We start from the raw sequence: 10,000 nt of genomic DNA, 5'->3' as shown, positions 1-10,000 counted from the left end.
CGCGCGGGCGCTTTATGCCCGGCACGATGTCAGGGATATTGCGCGCTCAGATGCCGACGCCATCAACCTCAGCCGCACGCAGGATTTTATCGCCGCGGTGATTGAAGACGCCAAGTTTCACCACCTCAAGACGGTCTGCTTCGTCACCGGCGTACCGGGGGCGGGTAAGACCCTGGCGGGACTTAATATCGCCACTCAGCGCAGCGAATCTCATGCCGACGAACACGCGACGTTTCTGTCGGGAAACGGGCCTTTGGTCGATGTGTTGCGTGAGGCGCTGACGCGCGATCAGAGTGCGCGCACCGGGCGTTCCAAAAAGCATGTCGAACGCGATGTGCGCGCCTTTATCCAGAACATCCACCATTTCCGCGACGACTATGCGGGCAGTGCGACTGTGCCCAGCGAACACGTGGTGGTGTTTGATGAGGCGCAACGGGCCTGGACCCGCGCTCAGGCCTCGAAATTTATGCAGGCCAAACGCGGCATGGCCGATTTCGATATGTCCGAACCGGATTTTTTGCTCAGCGTGATGGACCGTCATCCCGACTGGTGCACGGTGGTGTGCCTGATCGGCGGCGGGCAGGAGATCAATACGGGCGAGGCCGGCTTGTCCGAATGGATGGCGGCGATCCGGGCGCGCTTCCCGCACTGGCGGGTCTATGCCTCGGCGCAGATTGTGCAGCCGGACTATGATCTGAACCACGATGCGCGCCACTTTATCCAGCAGGCTCAGGTGACGCTGAGCGACGATCTGCACTTGGGTGTCTCGATGCGCTCTTTCCGCGCGGAAACTTTGTCCGGCTTTGTTGCGCATCTGTTGAACGGTGAAGCCGAGGCCGCCCGTACCGCCTTTGCGCAACTGACGGCCTATCCCATTGTCATCACCCGCGATCTGAATGCCGCGCGCCGCTGGTTACGTCGCAAAGCCCGCGGCACAGAACGCTATGGTCTGGTGGCCTCCTCAGGCGCCTATCGTCTTAAACCCGAGGGCCTGCACGTGAAGGCCAGTATTGAGCCGGCCAACTGGTTTTTGAATGATCGCGAGGATGTGCGCTCGTCCTGGTATCTGGAGGATGTGGCCACCGAGTTCGACGTGCAGGGGCTGGAACTGGATTGGGTGGGTGTCTGCTGGGATGCCGATTATCGTTACTCAGACGACGGCTGGCAGCACCACAAATTCGCCGGGACCAAATGGCGCAACGTGAACGATGCGTTCGCGCAGCTTTATCTGAAGAACGCCTATCGCGTTATTCTCACCCGTGCGCGGCAAGGTATGGTCATTTTCGTACCAAAGGGCGATGTCGATGATCCGACCCGTCCACCGGGCTTTTACGATGCCACCTATGCTTTTTTGAAAGCCTGTGGATTGCAGGATTTGTGATCTAATATTATCTATTGGTCTCAACAAACGGAGGTCATGATGTCGTCGATGAGCGTGTCCCTTTCGGAAACCATGCGCGGTTTTATTAAATCGCGGGTGAGCAGTGGCGACTATCATAATGAGAGCGAATATATCCGCGATCTGGTGCGGCGTGATCAGGAGCGCTTGTCTCAGGAACTGCGTCTCACCAAACTTCTGGAAGAGGCCGAACAAAGTGGCCTGAGTGACAAATCGTTGCCTGACATCATGCAGGCGGTCAAACAAAAGCTGAAGGCCGATGGCCGTCTATAGATTATCGGCGGCCGCAGAGGTCAAGCTGGCTGAAATCTATGCCTATTCTCTGCTTAATTTCGGAGAGGCACAGGCCGATGACTACTTTTATGGCCTGCACGCCGTGTTCGATCTCATGGCGCAGAACCCGCAGATGGGGCGGTCTTTTCGTCAGTATCGACGCCATGAGCACGGCTCGCACACAGTCTTTTATGCACAGACGGATTACGGCGTCCTGATCGTGCAAATCTTTCACCATAACGAAGACATAGACAGCAGGCTGGATTGATGACGTGGGATGTGCGGGCGTTCGGTGCCACGGGCACGGGGGAGGCGCTGGATACCTCTGCCATTCAGGCGGCGATTGAGGCGGCGGCTGTCAATGGCGGTGTGGTGCGGTTTCCGGCCGGGCGGTATCTCAGTTTTTCGCTAAATCTCAAATCGGGTGTGACCCTGCATCTGGATAAGGGCGCGGTGCTGATCGCGGCTGATCCGGCGCGGCATGGCGGGCACTATGATCTGCCCGAAGACAATCCTTTTGATCTCTATCAGGATTTCGGCCATTCGCATTGGCGCAACAGCCTGATCTGGGCCGAAGGGGCGGAGCGCATCGCCATCATCGGCGAAGGCACGATTGACGGCGAAGGCCTGACCCGCGAAGGGCCGGGCTCTCAGTGGCAAAAGCAGGCCGGCGAATTTCCCCTGTCCATGCGCGGCCTGTCGGCCGAGGTGATGGCCGAACTGGCCCCCGAAGTGTCGGCCATGCAGGGGCTGGGCAACAAGGCCATTGCGCTGAAAAACTGCCGCCACGTGACGCTGAAAGACTTCACGATAAAGAACGGCGGGCACTTTGCCCTGCTGGCCACCGGGGTCGAGGATATGGAGATCGAGGGCTTAAGCCTCGATACCAACCGCGATGGGCTGGATATCGACGCCTGCCGTCGCGTGACCATCCGTCGTTGCCGCGTCAACACGCCCAATGACGACGCCATTGTGCTGAAATCGAGCTACGCGCTCGGTGAAGTGCGGGCCTGCGAAGACATCACCATCGAAGACTGCACCGTGTCGGGCTATGATCTGGGGACTATGCTCGATGGCACCTATGGCCGCACGCAGGACCGCGCGCCGGATCAGGACCGCGTTACCGGGCGCATCAAGATCGGCACGGAATCCAATGGCGATTTCCGCCGCATCCGCATCCGCAATTGCCGCTTTGAGCGCTCGCGCGGGCTGGCGCTTGAGACGGTCGATGGCGGTGTCATAGAGGACGTGGTGTGCGAAGACCTCCGCCTGTCTGATATCACCACGGCGCCGATCTTCCTGCGTGTGGGCGCGCGCTTGCGTGGGCCGGAAGGCACCAGGGTCGGCGGTATCCGCAACGTGACCATCCGCAACCTGACGGCCACCGACATCCTGCCCGACTATTGCGCCCTGATCATGGGCCTGCCCGAAAGTCCCGTTCAGAACGTGACGCTGCAAAACGTCGCCCTGACCTATCGCGGCGGTTTGAGCCCGGCGTCGGTCGCGCCTTTTGTCGATGACCTGCCGAGCGCCTATCCGGAGCCGTCCATGTTTGGGGTCACGCCCGCCTGGGGCCTGTGGGCGCGGCACGTTGATTGGCTTGAGCTAACGGGGCTTAAGATGGCGACGCAAATCCCGGAGGCGCGGCCACAGACCCTGTATCATGCCGTTTCGCTTAAGCGATAAATCTTTCGCATGTGCGAAATTATACAAAAAATTCCGTGTGTTAATTTTGTGACGATTGTCGCCAAAACGTCATAAATTGACGGTGGGTCACACTTGTCATTCCCGCCAAACGGGCATTCCCTCCTGTGCATAACATAAACTCCGTACAGGGCGGACCCTCACATGAAACGCACCAGCCTTATCGCGCTGACCTCCCTCCTTGCCTTATCGGCAGGGGTGGCCTCGGCCCAGACCTATGATCGCGTCATTAGCTTTGGCGACTCGCTGAGCGACTCCGGCAATCTCTATGCCGTGACGGGCGGGACGCAGCCGCCGGCGCCGTATAATCGCCGCTTCACCAATGACAAGGTGTGGGTCGAATATCTGGTCGGCACGATGAACGGCTACACGACCACAGGGGCGCTGACCGGCAATGTCAACTTCGCCTTTGGCGGGGCGCGCACCGATACGCAGGCCAATCCGCCGGGCACCGCGGTGCAGCTTCAGGCCTATCAGGCGCGCGGCGGCACCTTCGGGGCGCGTGATGTGGTGACGATGTGGGTGGGGGCCAACAACCTGTTTCAGGGCCTGCCGGTCGCGGCGACCAACCCCTCGACGGCGACGGGTGTGATGGGCAGCCTCGCCACTTCGGCGGCTGGCGATATTGCGTCTCAGGTCAATACGATCGCCGGAGCCGGTGCGGGAACGGTGCTGGTGCTGAACCTGCCCGATCTCAACAATACGCCGCAGTTCAAAGGCACCACGGCGCAGGATCTGGCCGGATTCTCCGGCTCGTCCTTCAATTCGGCGCTGGGCACAGCGCTGAAGACCGTCGCCGCCAACCGCCCCACAACCAATATTGTGCAGGTGGACATCAATACGGCGTTCAAGCTGATTATCGCCAATCCGTCAGCCTTCGGGCTCAGCGATGTGACCTCAAGCTGCGTGGCGACCACGGCCTGCGTCACCGGCGGGGCTTCGGTGCAGAATAACTACCTGTTCTGGGACGGGGTGCACCCGACCGCCGCCGGGCACAGGCTGGTGGCCGCCGTGGCGACGCAATACCTCTATACGCCCACCCTGTCCGAGGGGGTAAGCCTGTTTGCCGATGTGTCCTATGCGGCGCGGCGCAACGCCATGCTGGGCTTCAATCAGCGCCTTTATGAAGGCCAAAAGGGCGTCTTCGTCGAAGTGATCGGCGATCAGGCGCAATCGGAACGCACGGTTAACCTGCAATCGGCTCCCGGTGCGACGGCGGTGGGTTTGAAGACTAAGGCCTATGATTACGACCTGACGGGGCTGCGCTTCGGCACGGTGTTCGGGCACGGCGAAGCCGCCACCTTTGGCGCGGGCGTCACCCTGCTGAAAGGCGACGCTACGGGCTATCTTTTGAGCGCCAAGCCGACGGTGATCAGCTTCGATGCCGGGGCCAAATGGGATAAGGGGCCGCACTTTGTCATCTTCGGCCTCGGCATGGGCTATGAGGAGTTTGAGGACTATCGCCGCCAGACGACGCTGGCCGCCGTCACCATTCAGCAGGAAAAGGTGCAGGGGTGGTCGGCTTCGGCGCAGGTTGAAACCGGCTGGCGGCACGATATGGGGACGCTGTCTCTGACGCCGGTGGCGCGCCTGTCGTGGGTCAGCGGCCATATGCGCGGCTTTGACGAAAACTACACCGTCGGGGCCGTCAGCTTTGACGGGCGCAAGGTGTCGGCCCTGTCCGGGGCGCTGGAACTGCGGGCGCAGGCGCGCTTGAGCGACAAGACGCGCCTGACGGGCTCGCTGGGCTATGAAGACGTGCTGAGCGGTGAGACGGACCCGCTGAAAGGCCAGTTGATCAATAACACCGCCCTGCCGTTCAGCCGAGAGATGGACGAACGCCCCACGGAAGGTGTCATCGCCGGGGTCGGGCTGACGACCGAAGTGATGGGCTTTGGCGTCACCGCGCGCTATGCGGGCAGCTTCGGCAAGGATGACCACAAGACCCAGTCGGCTCTGATCGCCCTGACCAAGGCCTTCTGAGGCGACATTTAAAAACTTTGCGGACACAGACGGAGGCTTCCTGCGGGAGGCTTCCGTTTGTCTTTGCCGGTGAAGGTCGGCGCGCATTCAGGCGCATAAAAACATCTTGAAAATCAGAAGTGTAAATCCGCCCCTTGCCGCATTTCGCCCTGACTGTGTGCGAAAAAGGACTCTTTCTTAAAAAAGAATGAAAAAAGACCTGGGGAAAAGCCCCCCTCTTGACTCGCGACTCTTGTCAGCGATTCGCAAATCAGCGTACCCCTTTTTGAGATTTTGTTAGGCTTAACTAATCTTAAGGGATTTGCGGGCTAGCCTCCAATTCTCACCATCGGGGGCGTTCGCGCCTTCACCTTTGTGTTTGCCATAGCCGGGAGGGGCTACATGCGCGTACTGCTGATTGAAGACGACAGCGCGACTGCTCAAAGCATTGAGCTGATGCTGAAATCCGAAGGGTTCAATGTCTATACGACGGACCTGGGCGAAGAAGGCGTGGATCTGGGTAAGATCTACGATTACGACCTGATCCTGCTCGACCTGTCGCTGCCTGACATGTCCGGCCTCGAAGTGCTGCGTCAACTGCGCGTCGGCAAGGTCAATACGCCGGTCATGATCCTGTCGGGCACCTCCGAAATCGAAACCAAGGTCAAGACGCTCGGCGGCGGTGCCGACGACTATATGACCAAGCCCTTCCACAAGGATGAGCTGATCGCCCGCATTCATGCGGTGGTGCGTCGCTCGAAGGGCCACGCCCAGTCGGTCATCAAGACCGGCGACATCATCGTCAATCTCGACGCCAAGACGGTCGAAGTCGCGGGCAACCGCGTGCACCTGACCGGCAAGGAATACGAGATGCTGGAGCTTCTGTCCCTGCGCAAGGGCACGACGCTGACCAAGGAAATGTTCCTCAACCACCTCTATGGCGGTATGGACGAGCCGGAACTGAAGATCATCGACGTCTTCATCTGCAAGCTGCGCAAGAAGCTGGCCGTGGCCAATGACGGCAACTCCTATATCGAAACCGTCTGGGGCCGTGGCTATGTGCTGCGCGACCCGCAAGAGCAGGGCGGCATCGTCGCCGCCTAAGCCTCACGCTTCTAAGACTACGAAAAACGCCTGCCGTCCTCTCACGGCAGGCGTTTTTTTTTTGTTGTATGGGGGAGTGATTTTAGGTGGAAACCGCATAGCACAATAGCGCCTCCCCTGATTTCAGGGGAGGCGCTTGAATGACAATTCTATTTAAAGTCATACCGATCTGATGCCAGGCGGATTTAGTCCGTCACGCACTGGGTCGGCATCTTTTTGCCGACGGTCCAGGTGGCGTCGCGGCCCTTGCCGCGGAAATCGTGCTTGCCCGACGAATACCAGATGCCAGAGGCCGCCACCTGCTGCGGCAGGTGCAGCTTTGTGCCGTCTTTCAGCGTCACGGTCGCCGCCTTTTCGCTGAAGGCGATGCGGAAGGTCGTCCCGTCCTGACAGGTATAGAGCGCGCCCGTCGGCGCTTCGACCACAGGCGGCGGCGGAGGGGGAGGCGGGGGTGGCGGGGCCATGCCGCTATCGGTCGGGGTGGTCACGCAGCCCGCCAGGGTCAGGGCGAGCGCGGAAAGAGCGACGATAGACAGGCTGCGACGCATAGGGTCCTCCACATTTGTCGGTGACAGCATAGCCCGTTTCCGGGGCTTGCGAAATAAGCTCACGATAAGGTTTACCGGTTCTTTTTGTCAGGACTTTCTTAACCGTATCTGTAAACCGCAAACTCATGAAGCTTTGATAACGTGGTTTCGGGAAGGGCGTTTTCCTCCCACCTGCAGACGGCCGCCGGGGTGTGGGGCCGGGGAGAGCCTTAGATGTTTCACCGTCCGATCCATGTTCTGTTCCTGGCCGAGCGTAACTCCTCACGTTCCATTCTGGCCGAAGCCCTGCTCAACCGTCTGGGGGCCGGGCGCTTTGAGGCCTATTCGGCGGGTGTGACGCCGGCCGTGGCCATCAGCCCCTATGCCATCGCGCTGTTGCACCGTATCAACTACAATATTCAGACCCTCGTGCCCAAGGGGATCGAAGCCTTCGGGGCGGCGGATGCACCGGAACTCGACTTCGTTTTCCGCCTGTCGCACCACCTGCCGCAGGGTCGTCTGCCGCAATTCAAAGGCAATCCGCGCCTGATCGACTGGTTCCTCCCCGATCCGGAAGACGTCATGGGCTCCCCGGCCATGATCGCCACCGCCTATGCCGACCTGTTTGGTGCTCTGTGCTCGCGAATCGAAACGCTGAGCCAGATGAGCCCGGCCTTTCTGGCCGGTGAAGCCGCTCCGGATCGACTGGAGCGCATGGGCGAGGCCTATATCCGTCTGGCTGCTTAATACCAACGGCCGAAGATGCTGACCGCATCCGGCCGTTGAAAACTCGAGACTGTCTCATATGTGCCCTCGACATGAGACAGTCTCGAACCGAATACCAAGAGTCATTTTCAATGACCCTTGGTATACCTGTTTTATACGTTTCTCCCTGACCTTGGGGCGGTTGTCATCGGCAACCGCCCTTTCTTTATGCCTTCCTTACGTTCAATGGCTGAAAAACCCGGCGAATTCGTTTGCAAATTCCCGCGTCGGGGGTTTTTACCCACATCGCTTTCATGTATGGTTTTCGCATGGAAATGGATGATGCCGTCGTTGCTTTGTTCGCCCTTGCCCATCCGGGCCGGTTGGAAGCCTTTCGCACCATCGTGCGCGCAGGTCCGTCCGGTATGCCCGCCGGTGAGATTGCCCGCGCGATCAAGGCCCCTGCCAATACCACCTCGACCCACCTCAGCATTCTGACGGGAGCGGGCCTGCTCAAGGCCTACCGCAGTGGTCGCTCGATTATCTACAGCGCGGAGCTGACCCATCTGTCGGGTCTGGCCGACTATCTGCTGAACGATTGCGCGCAGGGCAAGCCGGAGGCGTGGAGCCAGTTGACGGTGCCGGAACCCGCCACCAAAAAGACGGCGTGATCGTCAATGCAGGCAACAAAAAACCCCGCTGGTCTCACAGCGGGGTTTTTCATGTCGAAAGGGGTTTGAACTCAGCTTCCGAACTTGCGCACCGGCTGGGCGCCCACGGCCTGATTTTTGATATAGAGGCCGCGCATCCCCGCCATTGGCTTGAAAACATCGGTGATGCCCAGCACGGTTTCCGCCGCGCCGAGGAAGAGGTAGCCGTCATCGGCCAGCAGGGTGGCCATCTGCTCCAGCACGCGCTTCTTGGTTTCGATATCGAAATAGATCAGCACGTTACGGCAGTAGATCACGTCCTGACGACCGACGGAGCGCAGATCGTCAAGCAGGTTGAGCTTTTTGTAGCGCACGGCCTGACGGATCTTGGGCGAGATGCGCCACATTTCGTCGATCTTCTCGAAATGCTTGACCATCATCTGGATGGGCAGGCCACGCTGCACTTCAAACTGGGTATAGAGGCCGGCCTGCGCCTTTTCGAGGCAGCGTTCGGAAATGTCGGTGGCCAGGATGTCGAGATTGACGCGCGGGAACTGGGCGCGCGACTCTTCCATCATCATGGCCAGGGAATAGGGCTCCTGACCGGTCGAGCAGGCGGCGCACCAGATCTTGATGTCGCCGCTGCGGCTCTTGGCCAGAGCGGGCAGGACGTCGGATTTGAACTGATCAAACGGCGTCTTGTCGCGGAAGAAAAAGGTCTCGTTCGTCGTCATCGCGTCGGTGACGGTATAGATCAGCTTCTCGTCACGCTTGGTGCGCAGGGCCGTCAGCAGGGCGGCGACATTGGCATAGCCTTCGCGGCGCGCCACGGGGGCCAGACGGCTTTCGATCAGATAGGTCTTGTCCGAGCCGAGGATCAGGCCGGAGCGTTGCTTCAACAGGGCGGCAAGGTGTTCGGTATCTTCCGGGGTCATATTATTCTCTCACCTTTGGCGATGGCCCGGCACGTCTGCGCCAGACCGTCGATGGGTTTTATAAATTCGGCCAGACCGGCTTCGGCGACGGCACCGGGCATCCCCCAGACGACCGACGACTTTTCGTCTTGCACCATGACGGTGGCATTGACATCGACCAGGGCCCGCGCTCCGTCACGGCCATCGTGGCCCATGCCGGTCAGGACGACGGCGACGACGTTCTTGCCGTACAGTTCTGCGCCGGATTTAAACAAAGGATCGACCGCAGGGCGACACCAGTTGACGGGGGCCGACTGATCGAGGCGAAGCGATGGCTGACCGGGCGTGCCTTTCAGCGTCATGTGGAAATCGCCGGGCGCGATATAGATGTGGCTGCCTTTGAGGCCCATACCGTCCTGCGCTTCGACCACCTTCTGCGGCAGGGCCTTGTCGAGGTGTTCGGCGAGGATGGTGGTAAAGGTCGAGGGCATGTGCTGAACGATCAGCACCGGGATGCGCCAGTCGGGACCAAGACCCGCGAGGAAGTTGCGCAGGGCCGGGGGGCCGCCCGTGGAGGCACCGACCAGCAGGATGTCGCAGCGGCGCGGGCCGGTCATGGTCCGCACGCGCGGTGCGGCGGCCACGTGGCCGTTCGGCGTTGCCGGTGCCGGTGAGCCGGCCGGGCGGTCGATGCGGCGGATCGGCGCGACGATACCGGGGGTGGGGGTATTAAGGTTAACCGGGGCGCTTGGGGCCGTGGTT

11 protein-coding genes are annotated in these 10,000 nt (G+C 60.3%); 8 read left to right on the top strand and 3 right to left on the bottom strand.

Annotated elements, in window-relative coordinates; genetic code table 11:
* The 6 genes from LDL37_RS13390 to ctrA all read left to right on the top strand — a co-directional run.
* A partial coding sequence (locus tag LDL37_RS13390) for a DUF2075 domain-containing protein (RefSeq protein WP_290799228.1) occupies positions 1-1,381 on the top strand: 1,381 nt, incomplete at its 5' end.
* A gap of 36 nt (positions 1,382-1,417) precedes the next feature.
* Positions 1,418-1,672: a type II toxin-antitoxin system ParD family antitoxin gene (locus LDL37_RS13385; protein WP_126422644.1), complete on the top strand. Its 255-nt coding sequence runs from the start codon at positions 1,418-1,420 to the stop codon at positions 1,670-1,672.
* Positions 1,659-1,940: a type II toxin-antitoxin system RelE/ParE family toxin gene (locus tag LDL37_RS13380; protein ID WP_290799225.1), complete on the top strand. Its 282-nt coding sequence runs from the start codon at positions 1,659-1,661 to the stop codon at positions 1,938-1,940. Before LDL37_RS13385 ends, LDL37_RS13380 begins: the two co-directional genes overlap by 14 nt.
* Positions 1,940-3,358 carry a glycosyl hydrolase family 28 protein gene (locus LDL37_RS13375; RefSeq protein ID WP_290799223.1) on the top strand — a complete coding sequence of 473 codons (1,419 nt, stop codon included), beginning with the start codon at positions 1,940-1,942 and terminating at the stop codon, positions 3,356-3,358. The genes LDL37_RS13380 and LDL37_RS13375 overlap by 1 nt, the downstream gene beginning before the upstream one ends.
* A 162-nt stretch (positions 3,359-3,520) precedes the next feature.
* Positions 3,521-5,359: an autotransporter domain-containing protein gene (locus LDL37_RS13370; RefSeq protein WP_290799221.1), complete on the top strand. Its 1,839-nt coding sequence runs from the start codon at positions 3,521-3,523 to the stop codon at positions 5,357-5,359.
* Between the two features lie 381 nt (positions 5,360-5,740).
* Positions 5,741-6,442, top strand: a complete 702-nt coding sequence (ctrA, locus tag LDL37_RS13365) for a response regulator transcription factor CtrA (protein WP_013478129.1) — start codon at positions 5,741-5,743, stop codon at positions 6,440-6,442.
* A gap of 185 nt (positions 6,443-6,627) precedes the next feature.
* Here the strand turns inward: ctrA and LDL37_RS13360 are convergent, their stop codons facing one another.
* Positions 6,628-6,990, bottom strand: coding sequence for an MliC family protein (locus LDL37_RS13360; RefSeq protein WP_172961197.1), 363 nt, complete (start codon positions 6,988-6,990; stop codon positions 6,628-6,630).
* Between the two features lie 213 nt (positions 6,991-7,203).
* Here LDL37_RS13360 and LDL37_RS13355 point away from each other — a divergent pair, with 213 nt between their 5' ends.
* Positions 7,204-7,716, top strand: a complete 513-nt coding sequence (locus tag LDL37_RS13355) for an arsenate reductase ArsC (protein ID WP_126422655.1) — start codon at positions 7,204-7,206, stop codon at positions 7,714-7,716.
* Positions 7,717-8,003: 287 nt separating this feature from the next.
* The gene (locus LDL37_RS13350; protein WP_049781677.1) at positions 8,004-8,345 is read left to right on the top strand and encodes a helix-turn-helix domain-containing protein; all 342 of its coding nucleotides are present in this window, start codon (positions 8,004-8,006) and stop codon (positions 8,343-8,345) included.
* Positions 8,346-8,416: 71 nt separating this feature from the next.
* Here LDL37_RS13350 and LDL37_RS13345 read toward each other — a convergent pair whose 3' ends face one another.
* Together LDL37_RS13345 and LDL37_RS13340 are read right to left on the bottom strand one after the other, a co-directional pair.
* Positions 8,417-9,259 (bottom strand): protein-glutamate O-methyltransferase CheR, encoded by an 843-nt coding sequence (locus tag LDL37_RS13345; RefSeq protein WP_290799217.1) that lies wholly within the window; start codon positions 9,257-9,259, stop codon positions 8,417-8,419.
* The coding region (locus LDL37_RS13340; protein WP_290799214.1) for a CheB methylesterase domain-containing protein at positions 9,256-10,000 on the bottom strand (745 nt) is incomplete at its 5' end. The genes LDL37_RS13340 and LDL37_RS13345, both read right to left, overlap by 4 nt.

The sequence above is a fragment of the Asticcacaulis sp. genome (assembly GCF_020217185.1).
Classification (GTDB): domain Bacteria; phylum Pseudomonadota; class Alphaproteobacteria; order Caulobacterales; family Caulobacteraceae; genus Asticcacaulis.
Note: the sequence above shows the minus strand (reverse complement) of the source record. Positions and strands in the feature narration are given on the sequence as shown.

What these genes read in the sequence shown, in the direction of transcription:
- LDL37_RS13345 (WP_290799217.1), bottom strand. Translation starts at nt 9,259, where the DNA reads ATGACCCCGGAAGATACCGAACACCTTGCCGCCCTGTTGAAGCAACGC.
- LDL37_RS13350 (WP_049781677.1), top strand. Translation starts at nt 8,004, where the DNA reads ATGGAAATGGATGATGCCGTCGTTGCTTTGTTCGCCCTTGCCCATCCG.
- LDL37_RS13375 (WP_290799223.1), top strand. Translation starts at nt 1,940, where the DNA reads ATGACGTGGGATGTGCGGGCGTTCGGTGCCACGGGCACGGGGGAGGCG.
- LDL37_RS13380 (WP_290799225.1), top strand. Translation starts at nt 1,659, where the DNA reads ATGGCCGTCTATAGATTATCGGCGGCCGCAGAGGTCAAGCTGGCTGAA.
- LDL37_RS13370 (WP_290799221.1), top strand. Translation starts at nt 3,521, where the DNA reads ATGAAACGCACCAGCCTTATCGCGCTGACCTCCCTCCTTGCCTTATCG.
- LDL37_RS13355 (WP_126422655.1), top strand. Translation starts at nt 7,204, where the DNA reads ATGTTTCACCGTCCGATCCATGTTCTGTTCCTGGCCGAGCGTAACTCC.
- LDL37_RS13385 (WP_126422644.1), top strand. Translation starts at nt 1,418, where the DNA reads ATGATGTCGTCGATGAGCGTGTCCCTTTCGGAAACCATGCGCGGTTTT.
- ctrA (WP_013478129.1), top strand. Translation starts at nt 5,741, where the DNA reads ATGCGCGTACTGCTGATTGAAGACGACAGCGCGACTGCTCAAAGCATT.
- LDL37_RS13360 (WP_172961197.1), bottom strand. Translation starts at nt 6,990, where the DNA reads ATGCGTCGCAGCCTGTCTATCGTCGCTCTTTCCGCGCTCGCCCTGACC.